Source organism: Nocardioides currus (assembly GCF_003057875.1).
Classification (GTDB): domain Bacteria; phylum Actinomycetota; class Actinomycetes; order Propionibacteriales; family Nocardioidaceae; genus Nocardioides; species Nocardioides currus.
In genome coordinates this window covers 129,514-153,945 of record NZ_PYXZ01000009.1, presented here as the reverse complement: position 1 = coordinate 153,945, position 24,432 = coordinate 129,514, and the positions used below count along the sequence as shown (strand labels likewise).

Below are 24,432 nucleotides of genomic sequence, written 5' to 3'. Positions count from 1 at the left end.
GCCGGCTGCCGAGCGGGGGAAGCGTTCAGGCGGCGAGGTCGGGCAGGGGCTCGAGCTCGGTCTCGGGCTCCGGGGCCGAGGCCGCGGCCGATGCCCGCCGGCTCCTGACCAGCGCCACGACGGCGATGGCGAACGCGACGGCGGCGAAGCTCGCGCTGGTGAGATAGGCCGCGCGGGCGCCCGGGACGAAGCTGTCCGGCTGTGCGCCGACGGCGTACACCGAGGCCACGATGGCGACCCCGACCGCGGCACCGAGCTGCTGCATGGTCTGCAGGAGGCCCGACGCCGCGCCCGCGTGCTCGTGCTCCACGCCCGAGAGCACGGTGGCCGTCACGGGCATGAACACCAGCGCCCCGCCGATGCCGGACAGCAGCATCGAGGGCAGCACGCCGGCGGCGTACGTCGAGGTCTCGCTGACCCGGCTGAGGAGCACGAACCCCGTGGTCAGCAGTGCGGCGCCGACGGGGATCAGCCTGGCCGCGCCGTGGCGGGCGAGCAGCGACGGAGTCAGTCGCGACATGGCGAAGATGCCGAGGCTGAACGGCAGGAACGCGAAGCCGGTCGCGAGCGGACCCATGCCGAGGGCACGCTGCATGTACTGCACGGTCAGGAAGAACATCGAGAGCTGACCGCCCACGACCAGGGCCATCATACCGAGCACGGCGACCCGTCGGCGGTCCGCCAGCAGGGCGGGACGGATCAGCGGGTGCGGGTGGCGGCGCTCGGTGCGCGCCAGCAGGGCGAGGCTCACGGCACCCACGAGGAGGCCGCCGAGGGTGCGGGTCGACAGCCAGCCCTCCTCGGGGGCGCCGACCAGGGCCCAGACGACCGAGGCGGCGCCGAGCGTGGCGGTCACCGCGCCGACGACGTCGAAGCGACCCTCGCGACGCGGGGTCTCGCCGACGAACCGCGGCGTGAGCAGGAGCACCGCGAGGCCGATCGGGACGTTGATGAACAGCGTCCAGCGCCACGACGCGACGTCGGTGAGCAGACCGCCGAGGATCAGGCCGATCGACGCGCCACCCGACGACACGGCACCGAACAGCGCGAGGGCACGGTTGCGGGCGGCTTCGTCGGGGGCGTTGGTGGTCAGCAGGGCCAGCACGCTGGGGGCGGCCATGGCGGCGCCCACGCCCTGGGCCGCGCGGGCCAGGACCAGCTGCGTCGGTGTCTGGGCCAGGCCACCCAGGAGGGAGGAGACGGTGAAGACGCCGAGTCCGACCAGGAAGAGGCGACGTCGACCGCGGACGTCGCCGAGGCGACCTCCCAGGAGGAGCAGGCCGCCGAAGGCGAGGGTGTAGGCGTTGAGCACCCACGACAGCGCCGCGGGGCCGAAGCCCAGGTCGGCGTCGATGCGGGGGAGGGCGACGTTCACGACGGTCGCGTCCAGCACGAGCATGAGCTGGGCGATCAGGACGATGGCGACGCCGGTGGCGACGCGGGCGGCGTCGGGTGGCAGCTCGTCGGGGAGTGCCGGGGACGAGGCGGCGGTGCGAGAACGGAGGTTCACGAGAAACGGTCCTGTTCTGGCCCTGAGGGCCGGTGTACTGTAGGCGAAGAAGTTCTCCGCTTTCGAGAACAATACGGAGAGTGTCTCCGTTTAGCAAGAGGGGTGCCCATGCGAGCCGATGCCCGGCGCAACCGCGACCTGATCGTGGAGACCGCGCGCGAGGTGTTCCGCGAGCACGGCTACAACGCCTCCCTCGACCTCGTCGCCAAGCGCGCAGGCGTCGGCGCCGGCACCCTCTACCGTCACTTCCCCTCGCGCGAGGACCTGGTCAACGCGGTCATGCAGGGGTGGGTCGACCGGGTCGAGGAGGCCACGGAGAAGGTGCTCGCCTTCGAGGGCCCGCCGCGCGAGCTCCTCGAGCGGTGGCTCGTCACGTACGCCGAGCTCATCAGCCTGCACAAGGGCGGGCCGGCCAAGATCACCGCCGCGATGGTCCAGCCCGACTCCCCGATCGCCCCCAAGTGCCGGGTGCTGCTCGAGGCGACCGAGCGCGTCTGCGAGCGGCTGCACGCCGAGGGCGTGCTGCGCGAGGGGATCACCGCGGCCGACGTCAACCGGCTCGTGGGCGGGGTGGCGACCGTGGCGGACGGCGCCGACCAGCCGATCAGCGAGGTCGAGCCGCTCCTGCTGGTGCTGGCCGACGGCCTGGTGGCCGCGCCGGCCTAGCGGTCAGGTTCTGCCTGCCCGCGGCCTCCCCACAGGCGTCCGGACATGCAGAACGGCCCCGGAGAGCGTGTCCGGGGCCGTTCTGGAAGTCGGGTGGGGTGTCGCGCTCAGAGGTCGCTGTCGCTGACGGCCGGCTTGTCGTCGAGCTTGTGCGTCTCGTCGTGCACGGTGGCAGCGACCTGGCGGAGCTTGTCGCCGTGCTCGCGAGCGTGGTGGGCGCAGAACAGGAGCTCACCACCGGTCTGGAGCTCGACACGCAGGTAGGCCTGGGCGCCGCAACGGTCACAGCGATCGCCCGCCGTCAGGGCGGCAGGCTGGGGGGCAATGGCGGTAGTCACATCGGCCTCTTTTCTCTCCATCGGTGTCTGGCCCAACGTAGCCACCGGGTCAAAGATTCCCGGGTGCTGGTCTCGGGTGGGACGTACCCAGTCAATCACTGTTCAACCTGCCCCGAAGCAGATATCCCCAAGCATGGGACGTACTGGGTATTCGGTGCGTTGCCGTGGATCGGATTGCTCGATGGGGATGGCATCACGCTAGACCCGTCACGTCCTTCTCCGGCGCAGCGTGCCCTGCACTCGCCCACGGCGTGTCGCGGGTAGGTTTTCTCCTTGTGGCAGCACCGGCAGACAACACCTACAACGCAGCGCACCTCCTCGTCCTCGAGGGTCTCGAGGCCGTCCGCAAGCGCCCCGGGATGTACATCGGCTCGACCGACACCCGCGGGCTCATGCACTGCCTGTGGGAGATCATCGACAACGGCGTGGACGAGGCGCTCGCCGGGGTCGCCCACCGCGTCGAGATCACCCTCCACCCCGACGACTCGGTCGAGGTGTACGACGACGGGCGCGGCATCCCGACCGACAAGGAGCCCAAGACCGGGCTGCCCGGCGTGGAGGTCGTGGCGACCAAGCTGCACGCCGGCGGCAAGTTCGGCGGCGGGTCGTACGTCGCGACCGGCGGCCTGCACGGCGTCGGCCTGTCCGTCGTCAACGCCCTGTCCTCGCGCATGGACATCGACGTCGACCGCTCGCCCAGCCAGCAGGGCCTGTCCTTCCAGCGCGGTGTCCCCGGTGTCTTCTCCGGCGACGGCCCGAAGGCGTCGTTCACGCCCCGGTCGGGCCTGAGTCGCAAGGGCAAGCGGGTCGCCAAGGGCAAGACGGGCACCCGCATCCAGTTCTGGCCCGACCGGCAGATCTTCACCCAGGACGCCGGCATCGAGCTCGAGGGCCTGCTGGGCCGCGCCCGCCAGACGTCGTACATCGTGCCCGGCCTCGAGCTGGTCATCAACGACCACCGCGGTCCCGAGAAGGTGACCGAGAAGTTCCTGCACGAGGGCGGCATCAGCGAGTTCGCCGACTACCTCTCCCAGGGCGAGCCGGTCACCGACATCCTGCGCCTGCAGGGCGCGGACACCTTCACCGAGACCGTCCCGCTGCTCGACGACCAGGGCCACATGACCCCGCAGGAGGTCGAGCGCGAGCTCAGCGTCGACGTGGCCCTGCGCTGGTCCAACACCTATGACACCCAGGTGCGGTCCTACGTCAACGTGATCGCCACCCCCAAGGGCGGCACCCACGTCAGCGGCTTCGAGCAGGCGATCACCGCGACCTTCAACGACGTGATGCGCTCGGCGAAGGTGCTCAAGGTCAACGACGACAACGTGATCAAGGACGACGTGCTCGAGGGCATGACCGGCGTGGTCACCGTGCGTCTCGCCGAGCCGCAGTTCGAGGGCCAGACCAAGGAGATCCTCGGCACGCCGGCCGCGCGCAACGTCGTGCGCAAGGTGGTCGCGGCCGAGCTCAAGGCGTTCCTGACCTCGACCAAGCGCGCCGAGAAGGCCCAGGCCAAGCTGGTCATGGAGAAGGTCGTCGGGGCTTCCAAGACCCGGATCGCGGCCAAGCAGCACAAGGAGACCCAGCGGCGCAAGAACGCTCTCGAGTCGTCCGCGCTGCCCGCGAAGCTGGCCGACTGCCGCTCGGCGGACAACGAGCGCACCGAGCTGTTCATCGTCGAGGGTGACTCGGCGTTGGGCACGGCGAAGTTCGCCCGCGATTCGGAGTACCAGGCGCTGCTCCCGATCCGCGGCAAGATCCTCAACGTCCAGAAGGCATCCGTGGGCGACATGCTCAAGAACACCGAGTGCGCCTCGATCATCCAGGTGGTCGGTGCCGGCTCGGGGCGGACCTTCGAGCTCGAGGCCGCCCGCTACGGCCGGATCATCTTCATGGCGGACGCGGACTCCGACGGCTCGCACATCCGCTGCCTGCTCGCGACCCTGTTCTTCAAGTACATGCCCGAGCTGATCCTCGCCGGCCGGGTCTTCACCGCCGTACCCCCGCTCCACCGGATCGAGCTGACCAACCCCAAGAAGGGGATGGACAAGTACGTCTACACCTACTCCGACGACGAGCTGCAGCGGAAGCTCGCGGAGCTGGCGAAGAAGAACGTGCGCTGGAAGGACCCGGTCCAGCGCTACAAGGGCCTCGGCGAGATGGACGCCGACCAGCTGTCCGAGACCACCATGGACCCCCGCCACCGCACCCTGCGTCGCCTCACCGTCGATGACGCCGAGGTCGCCTCCTCGGTCTTCGAGCTGCTGATGGGCTCCGACGTCGCGCCGCGCAAGGACTTCATCGTGCAGGGTGCCTACGAGGTCGACGTGGAGACCCTCGACGCCTGATGGTGGACGTGACAGTCGTGACGGATGCGTCTGCGGTCGACGTCAGCGGCGACCTCTGGCCGCTCTACCGTCGCGTGTTCGGCGACTTCGAGGACCTCGTGGCCTGGCGCGAGCAGGTCTGGGACCGCCACGCATCGCGGGCTGGGTTTCGGCTGGCGCTGGCACGCCACCACGGTGCGCTCGTCGGATTCGCCTATGGCTACACCGGCGAGCCCGGACAGTGGTGGACCGACAACGCTGCCGCGGTGCTGCACCCCGAGGTCGCAGCAGACTGGCTCGGCGGTCACTTCGAGCTGGTGAGCATCGGCGTCGACGAGCCCGCCCGACACGCGGGTGTCGGGCGGCAGCTCGTGGCGGCTCTCACGGACGGGCTCGCGCACGCGCGCTGGGTGCTGATGACCTCGGCCGACCCCTCCGATCCGGCCCGTGGCCTGTACCGCGCGACCGGATGGGCCGTCATCGGCGCCGGCCTGGCGCCCGGGCACGTCATCATGGGTCGGGCGCTACCGCCGCGGGGCGCCTGAGGCCCCGTCCGTTGGCTCGTCGCGCAGACGCGCGGGCATTGGTCGCGCCGCCGGTCGCCGCTGAGCGTGACTGGGGGCGGATGGGTCGACCATGGTCCGCGCGTCTACGCCGGATCGGCGGGCGAGATGGTCTGGAGCATGGCGTGGGCCTCGACCAGCGACGGGCCGTACCACGTGATCAGGCGCCCCGACATGAGCTGGGTCGGAGTGCGGGTGAATGCCTCGGGGCCGTCGGTGGCGGTGAAGACGTAGGGCTCGTCGGGCAGCAGGACCAGGTCGGCGCCGGCGCCGTCGATGTCCGCGAGGCCGAGGCTCGGGTAGCGGTCGGCGTGGTCGGCGAAGACGTGGGGGAGGCCCGCGCGGGCGAGCAGGTCGCCGGTGAAGGTGTCGCGGCCGACGACCATCCACGGATCACGCCAGATGGGTACGGCGACGCGCGTCCGCGCAGGCAACGGTGCCCCGCACCAGAGCGACCGGACCGTGGCCAGCCACTCAGGTCGCTCCCAGCGCAGCACCGTGTCGAACAGCTCCTCCATGGCGTCGATCGCCTGCGGGACCGTCTCGATGACGCTCACCCAGACCTCGACGCCGGCGTCACGCAGGCGGCGCACGTCGAGCTCGCGGTTCTCCTCCTTGTTGGCGATCACCACGTCGGGCGCCAAGGCGATGATCGCCTTGGTGTCGGGGTTCTTGGTGCCGCGCACCCGCGTGGTGTCGAGATCGGCCGGGTGGCTGCACCAGTCGGTCACGCCCACCAGCGACGCGGCGTCCACGCTGGCGATCGCCTCGGTCAGCGAGGGGACCAGCGAGACGACGCGCGCCATCAGACGTTGCGGCGGTACTGCCCGCCCACCTCGAAGAACGCCTCCGTGACCTGCTGGAGCGAGCAGACGCGCGCGGCGTCCATGAGGACCGCGAACACGTTGTCGCCGTTGACCGCCGCCTCCTTGAGCCGTGCGAGCGCCTCGGCCGCCTCGGTGGTGTGGGCGGCCTGAAAGGCGCGCACGCGGGAGAGCTGCGACTCCTTTTCGGCCTCGGTGGCCCGGGCGAGCTCGACCTCGGCGGGGGTGACGTCGGAGTCGGGCTTGACGAAGGTGTTGACGCCCACGATCGGCAGCGAGCCGTCGTGCTTGCGGTGCTCGTAGAGCATCGACTCGTCCTGGATGCGACCGCGCTGGTAGCCGGTCTCCATCGCGCCGAGCACGCCGCCGCGCTCGTTGATGGCGTCGAACTCCGCGAGCACGGCCGCCTCCACCAGGTCGGTCAGCTCGTCGATGACGAACGAGCCCTGGAGCGGGTTCTCGTTCATCGCCAGCCCCCACTCGCGGTTGATGATGAGCTGGATGGCCAGCGCGCGGCGGACCGACTCCTCGGTCGGCGTCGTGACGGCCTCGTCGTAGGCGTTGGTGTGCAGGCTGTTGGCGTTGTCGTAGATCGCGATCAGCGCCTGGAGCGTGGTGCGGATGTCGTTGAAGTCCATCTCCTGCGCGTGCAGCGAGCGGCCGGACGTCTGGACGTGGTACTTCAGCTTCTGCGAGCGCTCGTTGGCGCCGTACTTCTCCTTCATCGTGATCGCCCAGATGCGGCGGGCGACGCGCCCGATCACGCTGTACTCCGGGTCCATGCCGTTGGAGAAGAAGAACGACAGGTTGGGCGCGAAGTCGTCGATGTGCATGCCGCGCGCGAGGTAGGACTCGACGTAGGTGAAACCGTTGGACAGCGTGAAGGCGAGCTGGCTGATCGGGTTGGCCCCGGCCTCGGCGATGTGGTAGCCGGAGATCGACACGGAGTAGAAGTTCTGCACCGCGTTGTCGATGAAGTACTGCTGGATGTCGCCCATCATCCGCAGCGAGAACTCGGTCGAGAACAGCGCGGTGTTCTGGCCCTGGTCCTCCTTGAGGATGTCGGCCTGCACGGTGCCGCGCACCTGCTTCAGCGCCTCCGCCGCGGAGATCCCGCGCTCGGCGGCCTGGTCGATCGCGGTGTTGAGGAAGAAGGCGAGCACGGTCGGAGCCGGGCCGTTGATGGTCAGCGAGACCGACGTCGACGGGGCGATCAGGTCGAAGCCGTCGAAGAGCTCCTTCATGTCGTCGAGCGTCGCGACGGAGACGCCGGACGTGCCGACCTTGCCGTAGACGTCCGGGCGCGGGTCGGGGTCGCGGCCGTAGAGCGTCACGGAGTCGAAGGCGGTCGAGAGGCGGGTGGCCTCGCCGTCGTGGCTGAGGATCTTGAACCTGCGGTTGGTGCGCGCCGGGTCGCCCTCGCCGGCGAACATCCGGGCCGGGTCCTCGCCGTCGCGCTTGAACGGGAACACGCCCGCGGTGAAGGGGAAGTAGCCCGGGAGGTTCTCCCCGCGCCAGAACTTCACCAGCTCGCCGTGGTCGGTGTAGCGAGGGAGCGAGACCCGCGGGATCTTGTTGCCGGACAGCGACTCACGCGTCAGCTTGGTGTGGATCTCCTTGCCGCGCACCACGACGACCTGCTCGTCGCCGGAGTAGGACTCCACGACCGCCGGCCACGCGGCGATCTGGTCGCTCACCTCGTGGGGCAGGTCCTTGCGGGCGGAGTCGAGCAGGTCGGCGACCTCGGCGTTGTCGGCGAGCTCGGCCGAGACCGCCTCGATCCGCTGCACGCGGGTGGCCGCCTCGGCGAGGGTGAGGGTCCGGGCGTGGTAGCCGCGGACGGTCTCCGTGATCTCGGTGAGGTAGCGGACGCGGTCGGTCGGCACGACCTGCCGGATCCCCGACGAGTGGCGTACGGCGACGTGCGGGAGCGTCCCCTCGGTGACCGGGAGCCCGGCGCCGGCGAGGGTGTCGCGCAGGTGCTGGTAGAGCGCGGTGACGCCGTCGTCGTTGAACGTGGCCGCGCTGGTGCCGAAGACGGGCATGTCGGTCGGCTGCTTCCCGAACGCCTCCTTGTTGCGCACCAGCTGGCGACCGACGTCGCGCATGGCGTCCTTGGCGCCGCGGCGCTCGAACTTGTTGATGGCGACCGTGTCGGCGAAGTCGAGCATGTCGATCTTCTCCAGCTGCGAGGCGGCGCCGAACTCGGGCGTCATGACGTAGAGCGAGTGGTCGACGAAGGGGACGATGGCCGCGTCGCCCTGGCCGATGCCGGGCGTCTCGACGATGACGAGGTCGAAGCCGGCGGCCTTCATCACCGCGATCACCGTGTCGAGGTGCTCGGGCACCTCGTGGGCGCCGCGGGTCGCGAGGCTGCGGAAGAAGATGCGGTCTCCGTCGAGGGAGTTGGCGCGGATGCGGTCGCCGAGCAGCGCGCCGCCGCCCTTGCGCCGGGTCGGGTCGACCGCGATGACAGCGACGCGGAGCTTGTCCTGCTGGTCGACGCGGAAGCGGCGCACCAGCTCGTCGGTCAGCGACGACTTGCCGGACCCGCCGGTGCCGGTGATGCCGAGCACGGGAGCGGTGTGGGCGGCGGCCGCCGAGGTGATGCGGGACAGCATCTCGTCGCTCAGCTGGCCGGTCTCGGCGCCGGTGATGGCGCGGGCGATCGCGTGGCGGTCGCCGGCGAGGACGGCGTCGACGTCGGCCGGCGAGGTCTGCCACGGGTCGAAGTCGCAGTCGGCGACGACGGAGTTGATCATCCCGACCAGCCCCATCCGCTGGCCGTCCTCGGGGGAGAAGATCGTCACACCGGACGCGCGCAGCCGCTCGATCTCGGCCGGCACGATCACGCCCCCGCCGCCGCCGACGACCTTGACGTGGTCGGCACCGGCGGCACGCAGCGACTCGACGAGGTATTCGAAGTACTCCACGTGGCCGCCCTGGTAGGACGACACGGCCACGCCCTGGGCGTCCTCCTCGAGCGCCGCGTCCACGACCTCCTGGACGGAGCGGTTGTGGCCGAGGTGGATCACCTCGCAGCCCTGGCTCATGAAGATCCGCCGCATGATGTTGATCGAGGCGTCGTGGCCGTCGAACAGGCTCGACGCCGTGACGAGACGGACCGGGTGCTGGGGCTGGTGCAGGTCGACCATGCGGGGATCCTCGAGGTTGTTGGATGTCCTACCAACCAGATACTAGGACACCCAAGTAACTACCCGGAAGTAGCCGGGGCGACCACGTGGTCGCCGGCCGCGGAGCGCAGCTCGCCCAGCAGCTCGGTGAGTCGCAGCACGTCGGCGGTGGGGATGCCGGGCCGCTCGAAGACGTCGCGGTTGAGACCGAGCGTGGCGCGCTCGACGACGTCGCGACCGGCGTCGGTCAGGGCGGCCAGGATCACGCGCCGGTCGTCCTCGCGGCGCAGGCGCTCGACGTACCCCTGCCTCACGAGGCGCTCGACGGCGCTGGTCACGCTGGTGGGGTGCACCTGGAGCAGCGATCCGAGGCGGGTCATCGGCATCGAGCCCGACTGGACGAAGGACAGCAGCCGGAGCACCTCGTAGCGCGCGAAGGTCAGGTCGAGCGGTCGCAGCACCGCGTCGATGCGCTCCATGAGCAGCTGCTGGACCCGCACCACCGAGGTGACCATGGCCATGCCGTCGGCGGCGTCGTCCCAGCCGTGACGGGTCCACTGACCGTGCGCCTCGTGGATCGGGTCCCTGTCCGCTGCCATGCGGGACAGGCTACGCCGAGGTGCTAGGACGTCCCAGCACCTTCTCAGAACTGCTGGCTCAGAACTGCTGGTCGAGCAAGCCCGTGTCGACGTCGTAGATGAACCCGCCGACCGCGACTGAGTCGGGGATCAGCGGGTGCGAGCGCACCTTCGCGACGTCCTCGCCGAGGCTGGCCCGCTGGTCGGTGATGACGCCGAAGGACTGCCACGACGCGTCGGTGCCCGTGGCCTCGCCGATCTTCACGCGCAGCTCGGCCTCGCTGGCCGAGGCCATCGCGCAGCGGGTGTGGGGGATGACGAGCACGCGCTCGACGCCGAGGAGGTGCACGCCCAGCACCAGCGCCTCGAGGGCGGCCTGGGTGACGCGCCCGCCCGGGTTGCGGAAGATCTTGGCGTCACCGTGGGTGAGGCCGAGCATCCGCAACGGGTCGATGCGCGAGTCCATGCAGGTGACGATGGCGACGCCGGCCTTGGCGACGCCGTCGAAGCCGCCGAGGTCGAAGTCGTCGGCGAAGGTCTTGTTGGCCGCGATCAGGTCGGAGAAGTCGTCCACGGCTGCGAGGTTAGCGGAGGCTCTGGGCGTCGCGCCGCCACCACCGGTGCGCTGGACCCCGGGATCGCCGGGCCGTCGTGGGGGAACAGCACGGTGACGTGCACGGAGGGCGCGATGCGATAGGGCTGGGCCTCCAGGAGCGATCCGAGCGTACGGCGCAGGCGGGACATCTCCGCCCGGACCGTGAGCGCCCGCGACGCGTCGGCGAAGAGGTCGTCGGCGAGCTCGGCCGCCGTCCTCCCCGCGGGCGACTGGGCCAGAGCCAGCAGGATCTCCGCGTGCCGACGGCTCGGCCGGTGCTCCCAGTCGTGGCTGGCCGTGCTTACCCGCAGCGTCCGTCCCTCGCGCAGGTCGAGCTCGAGCCGGGAGGCAGCCGGCCCGTTCGTCGTGCTGCCGAGCCGCACCAGCCACCCGCCCGGCAGCGGCTCGACGGTGACGGCCCCGAGCGTCGGCAGCCAGGTCGACTCGGGTGACAGGTCCGCGGGCAGCACCAGCCGGTCGGGCGCGGTGAAGCCGGTGACCGCCGCGATGTGCCCGGTCGGGTCGACGGCCAGCGACCGGCCACCGACCCGCGCCAGCACGGGGGCGGCGTGCGCGCGCAGTCGCTCGAGGGCCGCCGCGTGCTCGGAGCGCACCTCGGCGCCCGCCAGCCGTGCGGTCACCCCGACCAGGGCCAGCACCGAGCGCTGCACCGCGAAGGCCGGACCGCTGATGTCGACCGCGCCGAGCGTCTCGCCCGTCCACGGGTCGAGGACCGGCGCGGCGGCGCAGCTCCAGCGGGTGTGGGAGTCGACGTAGTGCTCCGGGCCCTGGATGTGGACCGGCTCGCCGACGACGAGGGAGGTGCCGATGGCGTTGGTCCCGACGTTGGACTCGGTCCACGCCGAGCCGGGCACGAACCCGAGCCGGTCGGCCAGGCGGCGTACGCCCGAGGAGCCCTGACGCCACAGCACGCGCCCCTCGGTGTCGGTGACCACCACCAGCAGCCCGTCGTCGACGACCGGGGCGAGCGAGGAGGTGATGCTCGGCAGGAGCGGGGCCAGCGCGCTGGTGCTGCGACGCGACTCGACCTCACCCTCGGTGAGCGGCGCGACCTCCGGCTCCGCACCGGGAGCCAGCCCGCCGGCCCGCACGCGCCGCCAGGACGCACTGATCTCGGGACGGATCCCGGGAGAGGGAGCGCCACCGGACAGCACCCGGTCGCGCGAGCGCCACGGCGCGCTCTCCTCGCCCATGTCGCCTCCGTCTCGTCTGCCGCCGCCTCCCGCGATTGCAACCCCCTGCAACCCTGCCGCCAAGGGTACGGCGGGGTGTGTCGTGGGTCACGTCGGAAGGAGACACCCATGACCGAGACCCTCGACCCGCCCACCACGACCACGACCGGCGACCCGAGCGAGGTGGCGACCGCCTGGTTCGCCGACCTCGAGGCGGCCCTCGTCGCCCGCGACGTCGCGGCGGCCGCCGCGCTGTTCGCCACCGAGTCCTACTGGCGCGACCTGGTGTCGTTCAGCTGGAACATCACGACGGTGGAGGGCCGCGCCGGCGTCACGACCCTGCTCGAGAGCACGCTGGCGAGCACCGACCCGTCGGGGTTCGTGCTCGAGGAGCCGGCCGACGAGGCGGACGGCGTGGTGACCGCGTGGTTCCTCTTCGAGACCGCCGTCGGCCGCGGACGCGGCCTCCTCCGGCTCGTCGAGGAGGACGGTGAGCGCCGGGCGTTCACCTTCCTGACCACGCTCTACGAGCTGAAGGGTCACGAGGAGCCGCGCAACGAGCACCGCCCGCGCGGGGCCGAGCACGGGGCGGACAAGAAGCGGCAGACCTGGCTCGAGCGCAAGCAGGAGGAGGCCGAGAGCCTCGGCAGCACCACCCAGCCCTACGTCCTGGTCATCGGCGGCGGCCAGGGCGGCATCGCCCTCGGCGCCCGCCTCCGGCAGCTCGGGGTGCCCAGCCTCGTCATCGACAAGCACCCGCGACCCGGCGACCAGTGGCGCAACCGCTACAAGTCGCTGTGCCTGCACGACCCGGTCTGGTACGACCACCTGCCCTACCTGAAGTTCCCGGACAACTGGCCGGTGTTCGCGCCCAAGGACAAGATCGGGGACTGGCTGGAGTCCTACACGAAGGTGATGGAGGTGCCCTACTGGTCGAGCACGACGGCGACCAGCGCGACCTGGTCGGAGGAGACGCGCGAGTGGACCGTCGAGGTCGAGCGCGAGGGCAAGCCGCTGACGCTGCGCCCGACCCAGCTCGTGTTCGCGACCGGCATGTCGGGCAAGGCCAACATCCCCGACGTGCCGGGCATGGACGTCTTCCGAGGCGACCTGCACCACTCCTCGGCGCACCCCGGCCCCGACGCCTATCGCGGCAAGAAGGTCGTGGTGATCGGGAGCAACAACTCTGCCTTCGACATCTGCGGCGCCCTCTGGGAGAACGACGTCGACGTGACGATGGTGCAGCGCAGCTCCACCCACATCGTCAAGAGCGACAGCCTGATGGAGATCGGGCTCGGCGACCTCTACTCCGAGCGGGCGGTCGCGGCCGGCGTGACGACGGAGAAGGCCGACCTGATCTTCGCCTCCCTGCCCTACCGGATCCTGCACACCTTCCAGATCCCGGCCTACGAGGCGATGGCCGCGAAGGACAAGGACTTCTACGAGCGGCTCGAGAGGTCGGGCTTCCAGCACGACTGGGGCGACGACGGGTCCGGGCTGTTCATGAAGTACCTCCGGCGCGGCTCGGGCTACTACATCGACGTCGGCGCAGCCGACCTCGTCGCGAACGGTGACGTGAAGCTGGTCAACGGCCAGATCGACCACCTCACGGAAGACGCCGTGGTGCTCGCCGACGGCACCGAGCTGCCCGCCGACGTGGTCGTGATGGCGACCGGCTACGGCTCGATGAACGGCTGGGTGGCCGACCTGATCGACCAGGAGACCGCCGACCGGCTGGGGAAGGTGTGGGGCCTCGGCTCCGACACCACCAAGGACCCCGGACCGTGGGAGGGCGAGCAGCGGAACATGTGGAAGCCGACGCAGGTCGAGCAGCTGTGGATGCACGGCGGCAACCTGCACCAGTCGCGGCACTACTCGCTCTACCTCGCGCTCCAGCTGAAGGCGCGGTTCGAGGGGATCGACACGCCCGTCTTCGCGCTCCAGGAGGTGCACCACACGGGCTGAGCAGGATCAGTGGAGGGTGAGGGCCCCGCGGGTGGAGACCGGCGAGGCCTTCGCCTGCCGGAACAGGACGAGCGCGAGGACGGCCGCGACGACCGCGCAGACGGCGGCGCCGTAGAACACCGTGTGCTCCTGGGCGATGCCGGCGACGCGGAGCAGGTCGGAGTAGTCCTTGCAGCGCGACTTGCCGTCGCAGACCTCGCGGGCCGGGGGTACGACGCCCTGCTCGGCGTAGTAGCGGCGCAGCCCGATCGTGGTCAGTGCGGAGATGCCGACGAGCATGCCGACCATCCGCGACACCACGACGAACGCGCTCGCCACGCCGTGCACGTCGTCGTCGGTGAAGGCGAGCAGCGCGGCGTTGACCGGCGCCAGCGCCAGGCCGAAGCCGAAGCCGCCCGTGACGAGGCCCAGGTTGGCGATCGGCTCCTCGACGGTCGTCAGGCCCCACTGCGCCATCAGCACGAAGCCGGTCGCGGCGAGCAGCATCCCGACCGCGGTGACGAGGCCGGGGGAGAAGCGACGGATGAGGTAGCCGCCGATCACCGCGCCGACGGGCAGCGCGACCAGGAAGCGGACCAGCACCAGCGCGGCCGCGAGCTGGGAGTCGGGATAGACGGTGGTGCGGGCGAAGAGCGGGATGTCGATCAGGGCCGCGATCAGCGCGGCGCCGATGAAGAAGCTGACGAGTAGTGCGCCCCACGCGGGGGTACGGCGCAGCGCACCGTGCGGGACGAGCGGCGCGCTCGCCCGGCGCAGGTGGCGGGCGAAGAGCACCGAGGCGACGAGTGAGCCGAGAAGGAACCACCAGCCCTGGTCGGAGAAGACCTGGACCTTGGGGTCGGCGGTGGCGAACGCCAGGATGACGCCGGCGAGCGCCGCGGCCAGCAGCAGCGCCCCGACGAGGTCGGCCTCGACGAGGCTCGCGCCCCAGTGGCGCAAGTCGAACAGCGGGCGCTTCGCGGTGAGGCAGCGGGCGACCAGGAGGACGACTGCGCCGATCGCGACCAGCCCGATCGGGGTGAGCCAGCGGCCGTCGCCCGTGTAGGGGATGAACAGCTGGCCCCACGTGAGGTCGCGCAGGAGGTCGGCGGGGCGGACGAAGACCAGCGCCCCGGCGACGAGGGAGGCGAGGAGGAGGAGCGCGCCGAGGACGTCGGGGGGTCTCGAGGCTCGCTCCTCGACCACCGCGGGACCGGGACCGAGGGCGCGCAGGGCCGCGGCGAGCACCAGCCCGACCGCGAGGTTGATCAGGAAGATCGCCCGCCAGTCGGCGAAGGCGAGGACGAGCGCCCCGAAGAGTGGGCCGAGGACCGAGCCGATCTCCTGGACCGCGGACACCACGCCCAGCGGCACCCCGCGCCGCTCCGCGGGGTAGAGGTCGGCGACCAGCGCGAGGGTGGCGGGGACGAGTCCGCCGCCGCCGACGCCCTGGAGGAAGCGCCCGATCACCATCGAGGGCATGTCGTAGGCCAGCGCCGTGACGAGCGAGCCGAATGCGAACAGCACGAGCGAGAAGACGAGCACCGGCACGCGACCGCGCAGGTCGGCGATGCGTCCGATGAGCGGCAGCATCGCGACGTACCCCAGCAGGAAGCCGGAGACGATCGGGGCCGCGCGCTGGAGCTGGTCGATCGGCACCCCGACGCTGGACATCATCTCGGGCAGCGCGAGCACGACGACGTAGGTGTCGGCGGCCGCGAAGGCGACCGCCACGGCGGCCAGGCTGAGCAGCGCCCGGGTCGGGGCCGACCCGGTCCCGCCCGTCATGGAGCGACGATGTCCTTGGTCGTGCCGTAGTCGGCGAAGTCGACGGTGTAGGTCATGTCGTCGCTGTCGGGGTAGAAGGCGCCGGTCAGCACCGCCTGGCGGAGCTCGCCGTTGTCGGAGACGAGGTACTCCGCGTCGAAGGAGTCGCCCGACGAGCTCGGGATCACCTTCTTCATCGCCTCGCCCGGGACGGTGCCGGTGAACGTGGTGAGCACCTCGGTGTTGTCGGCGCCGCCGCGCACGCTGTCGCCCTCCTCCAGGTCGGAGGTGACGCCGAGCAGCGAGGAGAAGCCGGTGTCGGAGTTGATCAGCGTCGCCGGGTCGGGGGCGCCGTACTCCGCGGGGTCGATGTCCTGGTACTTCCCGTCGCTGAACGGCAGGACCGCATAGACCAGCTTGTCGACCGCGATGACCGGGACCTCGACGCTCTGGCCGGCGAAGATCACCGTGATGTCGCCCTCGAAGGCGGGCTTGTCGGTGGCCAGCCCGTCGGCCTTGACGATGCCCGAGACCCCGTCGGGGAGGTCGGTCGTCGAGAGGGTCAGGTTGACGCCGCTGGTCTCGCCGAGCGCGGTCGCGGCGCCGGCGAGCACCTCCTCGGGCGACGTGTCCTCGCTGACCTTCTCCTCGCCGCCACCGCTGCAGGCCGAGAGGGCCAGCACCCCGGTCAGGACCCCGGACAGGACCAGCGAGACAGGCCGCCGAGCGGCACGCGCGATCATGCGGTCAGCCTCGCACATCACTCGGCGTCCGCCGGGGCATCCGCGACCGGGTCCGCGGCACGATCGGCGAGGAGTACGGCGACGGGCGCGGCGACGGCGGCGATGGCCTGCGATCCCGGGTTGCCCGAGCCGTCGCGGCGGCCGGTCGCCGGCGGGAGCTCGATCGGCGCACCACTACCGGCGGCGGCCCGCGCCGGGGCGGCGCCCGCCCAGGCGGTGACGAGCGTGTCCTCGCCCTTGAGGAAGCGGTGGCAGCGCACCCCGCCGGTCGCGCGACCCTTGGGCGGGTACTCGCTGAACGGGGTCACCTTCACGGCGCCGGCCTCGGTGCCGGGGAGGGCGGTGGACGCGCCCGAGGCGGTCACGACGACCGCGTCCTCGCCGGTGACGACGCCGAACCACGCCACGCGCTCGCCCGATGCCACGCGGACGCCGGCGATGCCGCCGCCCGAGCGGCCCTGGGGGCGCACGCCCTCGGCGCCGAAGTGCAGCAGCTGCGCGTCGGTGGTGATGAAGCACAGGGTCTCGGTGCCGGTGACGAGCTCGACGGCGCCGACGACCTCGTCGTCGTCCTTGAGGCCGATGACCTCCCAGTCGTCCCTGCCGAGGACCTCGGGGTTGACGCGCTTGACCACGCCGTCGCGGGTCCCGAGCGCGAGCCCGGGCCCGTCGGTGGCCAGCGAGGTGAGTGCCAGCGCCCGCTCGCCCGTCTCGAGGGAGAGCACCTCGCTGAGCGGCAGGCCACCCTGGAGGTTGGGGTCGTTGGCGGAGTCGGGGAGCTCGGGCATGTCGAGCACGCCGACCTTGATCAGGCGTCCGCGCGAGGTGAGCACGCCGACCTCGCCGCGGGCGGTCGTGCGCACCGCGGACGTGATGACGTCGTGGTTGGCCCGCGACTCGCCGTGCCCGGGCGGGGTCGCGCTCGACGAGCGGGCGACGAGACCGCTGGAGGAGAGGTAGGCGAAGCACGGGTCGTCGGCCACCTCGAGCGGGGCGGCCGCCGCGGTGACGGTGGTCCCGGCCGAGGCGAGCAGGACCGTACGCCGCGGCGTGCCGTAGGTCTTCGCGACCTCGGCGAGCTCGTCGGAGACCACCTTCCGCAGCAGCTGCTCGTCGTTGATGATCGCGTCCAGCGCCTCGATCTCGCGCTCGAGCTCGGCCTTCTCCTTGTCCAGCTCGAGCTTGGAGAACTTCGTCAGGCGCCGCAGCGGCATGTCGAGGATCCAGTCGGCCTGGATCTGGCTGAGCTCGAAGATGTCGATCAGCCGCTCCTTGGCGGCGGCTGCGTTGTCGGAGGAGCGGATGACCTGGATGACCTCGTCGATGTCGAGGATCGCGATGAGCAGGCCCTCGACGAGGTGCAGCCGGTCGGCGGCCTTGGTGCGGCGGAACACCGATCTGCGGCGTACGACGTCGAAGCGGTGCTGGAGGAAGACCTCGAGCATCTCCTTGAGGCCGAGCGTGCGGGGCTGCCCGTCGACGAGCGCGACGGCGTTGATGCCGAAGGAGTCCTCCATCGGCGTCAGCTTGTAGAGCTGCTCGAGCAGTGCCTCGGGCACGAAGCCGTTCTTGACCTCGATCACGAGCCGCAGCCCGTGGGTGCGGTCGGTCAGGTCCTTCAGGTCGGCGATGCCCTGGATCTTCTTGGCCAGCACCAGGGCCTTGATGCGCTCCACGACGCGCTCGGTGCCCACGCCGTACGGCAGCTCCGTCACGACGATGCCCTTGCGCCGGGCGGTCACCGACTCGACGCGGGCGGTGGCGCGCATCTTGAAGGTGCCGCGTCCGGTCTCGTAGGCGTCGCGCACCCCGTCGAGCCCGACGATCTTGCCGCCGGTGGGCAGGTCGGGCCCCGGGATGAACCGCATCAGGTCGTCGAGCCCGGCCTTGGGGTGGGTGATCAGGTGACGCAGGGCCTGCACGACCTCGACCAGGTTGTGCGGTGCGATGTTGGTCGCCATGCCGACCGCGATGCCGGTCGTGCCGTTCACGATCAGGTTGGGGATCGCCGCGGGCAGCACGCTCGGCTCGGTCTCGCGCGAGTCGTAGTTGGGCTTGAAGTCGACGGTGTCCTCGTCGATCGAGGCCGTCATCGCCACCGCCGCCGGCAGCATCCGGCACTCGGTGTAGCGCATCGCCGCGGGCGAGTCGTCGGGCGAGCCGAAGTTGCCGTGCCCGTCGATGAACGGCACCCGCATGGACCACGGCTGCGCCAGCCGGACCAGCGCGTCGTAGATCGCGTTGTCGCCGTGCGGGTGCAGCCGGCCCATGACCTCGCCGACGACGCGGGCGCTCTTGACGTGGCCGCGGTCGGGCCGCAGGCCCATGTCGTTCATCGTGTAGAGGATGCGGCGCTGGACCGGCTTCAGCCCGTCACGCGCGTCGGGCAGGGCCCGGGAGTAGATGACGCTGTAGGCGTACTCGAGGAAGGACGAGCGCATCTCGTCCCCGAGGTCGGTGTCGAGGATGTGTTCCTCGAAGTCGTCGGGGAGCGGTTGCTTGGTGGTACGGCGAGCCATGGCCCGCATTCTCCCGGTCGGCGGGCCGTCGGCGGACCGGGGCTCGCCGGTGGACCCCGAGATGACTCACAGGGCGCGGGTGCGCACCATCCGCAGGACCTCTTCGGAGCGCTCGGTGAGCGCACCGACCACGACGGGCGCGGCCCGTGCGGCGGCGACCTCGCGCACGCGCGCCACCCACGCCTCGTCGACCGCGTGGAGCGGGAACAGGCTGTCCGTCAGGGCGAGGCCGGGGATCATGCCCCCCTCGTGCAGAGTGGGCAGCGCCTCGACGTACCGCTCGGCGTAGGGCGCCAGCACCTGGTCCTGGCCGGGGCGCCAGAAGGACGGACCCACGACGCGGGCGGACTGGACCGGCACCCGACGCTCCACGAGCGCCGTCCACGCCTCCTCCTTCGCGTCGGCGAAGGGCGAGCACGCCCGCACGGTCAGCGACCGCACCCACGCGTCGGGGTCGGGATCGCGGTCCTGCAGCGCCTGAACGGCGGTCGCGTCCACGTCGCCGAGCTCGGCACGGCGCTCCAGGACGCGCCACCGGAGGTCGAGGTCGTCGCCCGCCTGCTCGCGCACCTCGGCGAGGTCGCTCTCGCCCGTCGCCGTACGCGCGAGCACGCGCAGCGCGGCCTGCCGCGAGACCCCCGCGGCGACCATCGACCGGGCCGTGCCGGCCACCTGCGCCTCGAGGCCGGGGCGCGCGGACTCCGGCGCCCACCGCTGGGCGGCGGTCAGGGCGAGCCCGAGCAACGGTTCGGCCACCGTGTCCACGGTCTCCACCCGCAGCACGTCGGTGAGCGCGGCCACGGCTTCGCCGGCGCTGGCCTCGGCGCTGGTCAACATGTCCCACACCGTGGCCATCGCCACGGCCCGGGTCAGGGTGGTGGGCAGCCCCGAGGGGTGACTGACCAGGACGTCGCGTCCCGCCGCGTCCGGGCGGGTGGTGGCGAAGGTCGTGTCGTCGTGGTTGACGAGGTAGAGGTCGGCCGCGGGGAGCCGCTCGACGACCGTGCGCCCGCTGTGCACCTCGACGCTGACGGCGCCCACCTCCTCCAGGACCTCGCCGGAACGGCGGTAGGCGCCGACGCCGACGACCTGCGGGTGGGGCGCGCCGTGGGCGCCCGCTGCGGTCAGGACCAGGCCCTCGTCGGCGTGCTCGATCCCGAGCCGGTCGACGCCGGCCGTCTCCAGCCACGCCGTGCGCCACGGCTGGAGGTCGCGTCCGCTCGCCTGCTCGAGGGAGCCGACGAGGTCGTCGAGGGTGGTGTTGGTCCAGGCGTGCTCGGCGAAGTAGGCGCTCATGCCGGCGCAGAAGACGTCCTCGCCCACGAAGTGCATGAGCTGCTTGAGGACCGCCGCTCCCTTGGGGTAGGTGATCGAGTCGAAGATCGACTCGGCGTCGGCGACCGACGGCACGGGCTGGCGGATGGGGTGCGAGCCGGGACCCTGGTCGGCGAGGTAGGCGTCGAGCTTGTCGCGGACCATGTTGTTGGCGGCGGTGTCGCCGTAGGCGGTGGCACGCTCGGCTGCCCACATGCAGGCGAACTCGGCGAAGGCCTCGTTGAGCCACAGGTCGTCCCACCAGCGCATCGTCACGATGTTGCCGAACCACATGTGCGCCATCTCGTGCAGCAGCACGTTGGTGAACTCCTGCCACTCGGCCGTCGTGGGCTCGTGCCGGCGCAGGACGTCGTCGGCCCACGTGACGCAGCCGTAGTTCTCCATCGCGCCGCCGAACTCGGGCAGGAAGACCTGGTCGTAGCTGCGCTGCGGGAACGGCATGGTGAAGCGGTCGCCGAAGAACTCCAGGCCCTGCGCGGTGAGGGTGAAGAGCTGCTCGGCATCGCGCTCCAGCGGACCGGCGAGCGTCTGGCGGGCGTAGAGGCCGAGGTCGTAGCCGCCGGCCTCGGTCCGGATCTCGACGAACGGGCCGGCCACCACGACGGGGTTGTACGTCGACAGCGGCGGCGTGGGCTCGAAGGTCCAGCGCCGACCGCCCTCGACGTCCTCGACGACCGGGTCGCCGGAGTTGCTCACCACGGTCCACGTCGCCGGCGCGGTGACGGTGAAGGCGTGCGGGGCCTTGAGGTCGGGCTGGTCGAAGCACGCCCACGCGTAGCGGGCCTCGTCGGGCTCGAACGAGGTCCAGAGGTAGACGTTGTCGTCGCCGGGGTCGACCGCGCGGTGCACCCCGCGACCGTGGGTGGTGTCGTTCTGCACCGTGGCCACGACGAGCTCGTTGTCACCGGCGAGGTCGGCCAGGGCGAGCCGCCCCTCCTGGACCGGCGGCAGCGGGGCTCCGTTGAGGGTCGCCGACTCGACCTCCGCGCAGCAGTCGACGAACGTCGAGGCCCCGGCGGTGGCGGTGAAGCGGATCGTGCTGACCGCCCGGAACGCGGGGCCCTCGACCAAGGCGGTGAGGTCGACGTCGATGTCGTAGGACGTGACGGAGAGCAGGGCCGCGCGCTCGGCGGCCTCCTCCTGTCGAAGGCTGCGAACGGTCACGGCGGTCGTCCTCACTGGCTCTCGTGGTCGGGTCGATCGTGGTCGGGGTCGTCCAGCACGTCGCGCCACGAGTGCTGCGGGTCGAAGCCGACCAGCTCGCGGGCCTTGTCGATGGCGAAGAAGGTCTCGTCACGGCCCATCTCGCGGCGGACCTCGACGTCGCCGTAGAACCGCTCGATGACCTCGGCGGAGGTCGCCGCCACCGACATGTCGGCGTTGGCGACGTTGAAGACCTCGTAGCCCAGCCCGTCGGTCTCCAGGCAGCGCTGCACCATCTGGCCGAGGTCGCGCACGTCGATGTAGGCGAACAGGTTGCGCCGCCGCAGGGAGGGATCGGCAAGGAAGGGCGGGAACAGCTCGGCGTACTCGTGCGGCTCGATGACGTTGTTGATCCGCAGGCCGTAGACGTCGGCGCCGGAGCGCGCCTGGAACGAGCGTGCGGTCACCTCGCCCGCCACCTTGGACATGGCGTAGGAGTCCTCGGGCACCGTCGGGTGCTCCTCGTCGACCGGCACGTAGAGCGGCTTGCGCTCGCCCTGGGCGAAGCACACTCCGTAGGTCGTCTCGGAGGAGGCGAAGACGACCTTGGGGATGCCGAGGCGGGTCGCGGCCTCGAGCACGTGGTAGGTGCTGAGCACGTTCGTCGCGTACGTCGCCGAGTCGGCCCTCAGCAGGATCGCGGGCACCGCGGCCAGGTGCACCACGGCGTCGTACGACGGCTTCGCGGGCAGGTCGAGCTCGTCGAACGTGGCGAGGCCGGCGAGCGCCGAGTAGACCTCACCGGCGTCGGTGAGGTCCACCCGGAGGTCGGCGACGTCGGGGTGGTCCAGGGGGAGCAGATCGGCGTTGGTGACCTGGTGGCCCTGCTCGGCGAGGTGGGGGGCGACGTGCCGTCCGGCCTTGCCGCTGCCGCCGGTGAGGAAGATGCGCATGGGCCATTCGTACCCCGACGCCTCCAGCAGCATCCGGCGAGGCACGTCACCGCTCCTCGGCTCACCAGGGCTGGACGCCGGTCTCGTCGCGGAACGTCCCGCTGGGTCCGTCGTCGGGCAGGGTCGCGAGGTCGAGGAACACCGAGGCGCCCTGCTCGGGCGTGCGGAATCCCTGGTGGCCGTTGAGGTCGGTCGCGACGTAGCCGGGACAACCGGCGTTGACGAGGATCCCGCTGCCGGCGAGCTCCTTGGCGTACTGCACGGTGACGGCGTTGAGGTAGGTCTTCGTGGGGGAGTAGGCCGCCGAGATCGGTCCGACCGCATCGGCCTGGGCGGTCTGCAGGGTCAGCGAGCCGACCGTGCTGGAGACGTTGACGATGCGGGGCGAGGGGGCGCGGCGCAGGAGGGGCAGCATCGCGTTGGTGACCCGGATGACGCCGACGACGTTGACGTCGACCACGCCGAGGACCTGCTCGGCGCTGACCATGCTCGGCTCCTGCGGCATCCCGCCGGTGATCCCGGCGTTGTTGACGAGCACGTCGAGCCCGCCGTCCTCCTCGAGCTGCGCCGCGGCCGCCGCGACGCTCTCGTCGGAGGTCACGTCCAGGGCGACGCCGAAGACGTCGTGCCCGTCGGCCCGGAGCTTCGCCAAGGCCTCCTCGCGTCGACCCGCGTCGCGGGCGCCGACGCCCACGCGGAAGCCGAGCCGGGAGAGCCCGGCGGCGATCTCGTAGCCGATGCCCTTGTTGGCGCCGGTGACCAGTGCGGTCCTGGTGTGTGTGGTGTTCTCGGTCATGCCTCGATCCTGTGCTCGCGGCGTACGGCGGTTCCAACACCGATCCGGTGCGCCCCGATACCTCGCCGGTATGAGGGCAGGTCAGCGGCGTACGCTGGCGAGGTGGAGACCCGAGAGCTGCGCTACTTCGTCGCCGTCGCCGAGGAGTCGCACGTCGGGCGTGCCGCCCGGCGCCTGGGCATGGCGCAGCCGCCGTTGTCGCGGGCGATCGCGCAGCTCGAGCGCCGGTTGGGCGCCGACCTGTTCGTGCGCGGGCCACGCGGAGTGACGCTGACCAGCGCCGGCGAGACGCTGCTGCGCGAGGGCAGGGTCGCCCTCGCCGCCGTCGAGGCGGCGGAGCGACGGACCCGCCGGACGGTCGAGGCTGCGGGCCGGGCCTCGGTGGTGCTGACCGCCAAGGCCGGGGCCTCCAGCGAGCTCATGGCCAAGCTGCTCGACGCCTTCGCCGCCGAGCCCGACGCGGTCGACGTCGAGGTGGTGCTCAGCCCGCCCGGGCACCAGGCGCCGATGCTCCGCGACGGGCGCGCGGACGTCGCGATCCTCCACCTGCCCTTCGACGACGTCAGCGGCTTCGACGTCGACCGGCTGGTCGTGGAGGACCAGGTGCTGATCCTGCCCGCCGGCCACCCGGCCAGTGCCCGCGAGTCGATGACCGTGGGTGAGGCGACCTCGATCCCGGACCTTCCCCTGCCGCGCTGGCCGCACGTCGACGGCAGCTACCCCGACGGCCCGGGGCCCGAGCTGCGCGACCTGACGCAGGTGCTCCAGCTGGTCCGGCTGGGGCGGACGGCGCTCGTGCTGCCGGAGTCGGCCCGGGCCGGCCTGCGCGACGGCCTGGCCGTCGTGCCGTTGACCGACGCTCCCCAGGTGACGACGGTCATCGCGTGGCCGCCCCACAGCACCTCGACCGGGGTGGCCGGCCTGGTCCGCACGGCCGCGCGGCTCTGAGCCTCAGCCGGTCGCGTCCCGCGCGGCGCTGCTCTCGTGCAGGGCGCGCAGCTGGTCGGCCAGCTCGGGCGCAGGCCCGGCGACGGATACCCCGGGCGCCACGGCACCGATGGGCAGTGGCAGCACCGGCCCGGGCGCGAGGCCCATGGCCCGTCGCCACTCGGTGAGCTGGGCGGTCGAGCCGGCGTACACGATCCGGCCCAGCCCCACCCAGGCATGGGCGGCGGAGCACATCGGACAGTGCTCGCCCGAGGTGTAGACGGTGCACCGCGACCGGACCTCGGGGGCCACGTGCACGGCCGCCCACCGGGCCAGGTCCAGCTCGGGGTGCCGCGTCTGGTCGCCGTCGCCCGTCCGGTTGCGCTCCTCGTGGAGCACCTCGCCGTCCGCTCCGACCAGGACCGACCCGAACGGCTCGTCGCCGGCCTCCAGCGCCTGACGGGCCAGGTCGACGCAGCGGCGCAGGTGGACGAGGTCGGCGGGGGACAGGTCGCTCGGCTCCATCCGCCGACCCTAGGACCTCGGCCGCCGAGTTGGGGCTCGCGCGCACGATGGG

At 71.6% G+C, this 24,432-nt stretch carries 19 protein-coding genes; 5 read left to right on the top strand and 14 right to left on the bottom strand.

From position 1 onward, the window contains the following. Positions 1 to 25: 25 nt before the first annotated feature. Positions 26 to 1,510 (bottom strand): MFS transporter, encoded by a 1,485-nt coding sequence (locus C7S10_RS18420; protein WP_243395461.1) that lies wholly within the window; start codon positions 1,508 to 1,510, stop codon positions 26 to 28. Positions 1,511 to 1,618: 108 nt separating this feature from the next. On the opposite strand from C7S10_RS18420, the gene C7S10_RS18415 reads away from it, so the two are divergent. Continuing rightward, positions 1,619 to 2,176 carry a TetR/AcrR family transcriptional regulator gene (locus C7S10_RS18415; protein WP_108345909.1) on the top strand — a complete coding sequence of 186 codons (558 nt, stop codon included), beginning with the start codon at positions 1,619 to 1,621 and terminating at the stop codon, positions 2,174 to 2,176. A gap of 107 nt (positions 2,177 to 2,283) precedes the next feature. Here C7S10_RS18415 and C7S10_RS18410 read toward each other — a convergent pair whose 3' ends face one another. Next, positions 2,284 to 2,535 carry a DUF7455 domain-containing protein gene (locus C7S10_RS18410; RefSeq protein ID WP_207769460.1) on the bottom strand — a complete coding sequence of 84 codons (252 nt, stop codon included), beginning with the start codon at positions 2,533 to 2,535 and terminating at the stop codon, positions 2,284 to 2,286. A 254-nt stretch (positions 2,536 to 2,789) separates the two neighbouring features. Here C7S10_RS18410 and C7S10_RS18405 point away from each other — a divergent pair, with 254 nt between their 5' ends. Then, positions 2,790 to 4,862: a DNA gyrase/topoisomerase IV subunit B gene (locus tag C7S10_RS18405; RefSeq protein WP_243395460.1), complete on the top strand. Its 2,073-nt coding sequence runs from the start codon at positions 2,790 to 2,792 to the stop codon at positions 4,860 to 4,862. 17 nt (positions 4,863 to 4,879) lie between these two features. Next, positions 4,880 to 5,386, top strand: coding sequence for a GNAT family N-acetyltransferase (locus C7S10_RS18400; protein WP_165807217.1), 507 nt, complete (start codon positions 4,880 to 4,882; stop codon positions 5,384 to 5,386). A 104-nt stretch (positions 5,387 to 5,490) separates the two neighbouring features. Here the strand turns inward: C7S10_RS18400 and C7S10_RS18395 are convergent, their stop codons facing one another. From C7S10_RS18395 to C7S10_RS18375, 5 genes are read right to left on the bottom strand one after another with little or no spacing between them, the layout of a single operon-like run. Then, the gene (locus C7S10_RS18395) at positions 5,491 to 6,210 is read right to left on the bottom strand and encodes a helical backbone metal receptor (RefSeq protein WP_108345905.1); all 720 of its coding nucleotides are present in this window, start codon (positions 6,208 to 6,210) and stop codon (positions 5,491 to 5,493) included. After that, positions 6,210 to 9,383 carry a fused isobutyryl-CoA mutase/GTPase IcmF gene (gene icmF / locus C7S10_RS18390; RefSeq protein WP_108345904.1) on the bottom strand — a complete coding sequence of 1,058 codons (3,174 nt, stop codon included), beginning with the start codon at positions 9,381 to 9,383 and terminating at the stop codon, positions 6,210 to 6,212. The genes C7S10_RS18395 and icmF overlap by 1 nt, the downstream gene beginning before the upstream one ends. Positions 9,384 to 9,442: 59 nt before the next feature. Beyond that, positions 9,443 to 9,961 (bottom strand): MarR family winged helix-turn-helix transcriptional regulator, encoded by a 519-nt coding sequence (locus C7S10_RS18385; RefSeq protein WP_108345903.1) that lies wholly within the window; start codon positions 9,959 to 9,961, stop codon positions 9,443 to 9,445. Between the two features lie 58 nt (positions 9,962 to 10,019). Continuing rightward, positions 10,020 to 10,514, bottom strand: coding sequence for a beta-class carbonic anhydrase (locus C7S10_RS18380; protein ID WP_108345902.1), 495 nt, complete (start codon positions 10,512 to 10,514; stop codon positions 10,020 to 10,022). After that, positions 10,493 to 11,749, bottom strand: coding sequence for a GAF domain-containing protein (locus C7S10_RS18375; protein WP_108345901.1), 1,257 nt, complete (start codon positions 11,747 to 11,749; stop codon positions 10,493 to 10,495). The genes C7S10_RS18380 and C7S10_RS18375 overlap by 22 nt, the downstream gene beginning before the upstream one ends. A 108-nt stretch (positions 11,750 to 11,857) precedes the next feature. Between C7S10_RS18375 and C7S10_RS18370 the strand changes: the two genes are divergently transcribed. Continuing rightward, the gene (locus C7S10_RS18370) at positions 11,858 to 13,693 is read left to right on the top strand and encodes a flavin-containing monooxygenase (RefSeq protein ID WP_108345900.1); all 1,836 of its coding nucleotides are present in this window, start codon (positions 11,858 to 11,860) and stop codon (positions 13,691 to 13,693) included. Between the two features lie 6 nt (positions 13,694 to 13,699). Here C7S10_RS18370 and C7S10_RS18365 read toward each other — a convergent pair whose 3' ends face one another. The 6 genes from C7S10_RS18365 to C7S10_RS18340 form a co-directional block, all read right to left on the bottom strand. Next, positions 13,700 to 15,460, bottom strand: coding sequence for an MFS transporter (locus C7S10_RS18365; RefSeq protein ID WP_108345899.1), 1,761 nt, complete (start codon positions 15,458 to 15,460; stop codon positions 13,700 to 13,702). Next, the gene (locus C7S10_RS18360; protein ID WP_165807216.1) at positions 15,457 to 16,182 is read right to left on the bottom strand and encodes an LppX_LprAFG lipoprotein; all 726 of its coding nucleotides are present in this window, start codon (positions 16,180 to 16,182) and stop codon (positions 15,457 to 15,459) included. Before C7S10_RS18360 ends, C7S10_RS18365 begins: the two co-directional genes overlap by 4 nt. 17 nt (positions 16,183 to 16,199) lie before the next feature. Then, positions 16,200 to 18,701, bottom strand: a complete 2,502-nt coding sequence (locus C7S10_RS18355; protein WP_108345897.1) for a DNA gyrase/topoisomerase IV subunit A — start codon at positions 18,699 to 18,701, stop codon at positions 16,200 to 16,202. Positions 18,702 to 18,767: 66 nt separating this feature from the next. Next, positions 18,768 to 21,200 (bottom strand): aminopeptidase N, encoded by a 2,433-nt coding sequence (gene pepN, locus C7S10_RS18350; RefSeq protein ID WP_108345950.1) that lies wholly within the window; start codon positions 21,198 to 21,200, stop codon positions 18,768 to 18,770. Between the two features lie 11 nt (positions 21,201 to 21,211). Beyond that, positions 21,212 to 22,132 (bottom strand): NAD-dependent epimerase/dehydratase family protein, encoded by a 921-nt coding sequence (locus C7S10_RS18345; RefSeq protein WP_108345949.1) that lies wholly within the window; start codon positions 22,130 to 22,132, stop codon positions 21,212 to 21,214. Positions 22,133 to 22,193: 61 nt separating this feature from the next. Then, positions 22,194 to 22,928 (bottom strand): SDR family NAD(P)-dependent oxidoreductase, encoded by a 735-nt coding sequence (locus C7S10_RS18340; RefSeq protein ID WP_108345896.1) that lies wholly within the window; start codon positions 22,926 to 22,928, stop codon positions 22,194 to 22,196. A 102-nt stretch (positions 22,929 to 23,030) separates the two neighbouring features. Here C7S10_RS18340 and C7S10_RS23035 point away from each other — a divergent pair, with 102 nt between their 5' ends. Beyond that, on the top strand, positions 23,031 to 23,876 hold the full coding sequence (locus C7S10_RS23035) for a LysR family transcriptional regulator (protein ID WP_108345895.1): 846 nt from the start codon (positions 23,031 to 23,033) through the stop codon (positions 23,874 to 23,876). 3 nt (positions 23,877 to 23,879) lie between these two features. On the opposite strand, the gene C7S10_RS18330 is transcribed toward C7S10_RS23035, so the two are convergent. Continuing rightward, positions 23,880 to 24,380: a nucleoside deaminase gene (locus C7S10_RS18330; RefSeq protein ID WP_108345894.1), complete on the bottom strand. Its 501-nt coding sequence runs from the start codon at positions 24,378 to 24,380 to the stop codon at positions 23,880 to 23,882. Between the last annotated feature and the right edge of the window lie 52 nt (positions 24,381 to 24,432).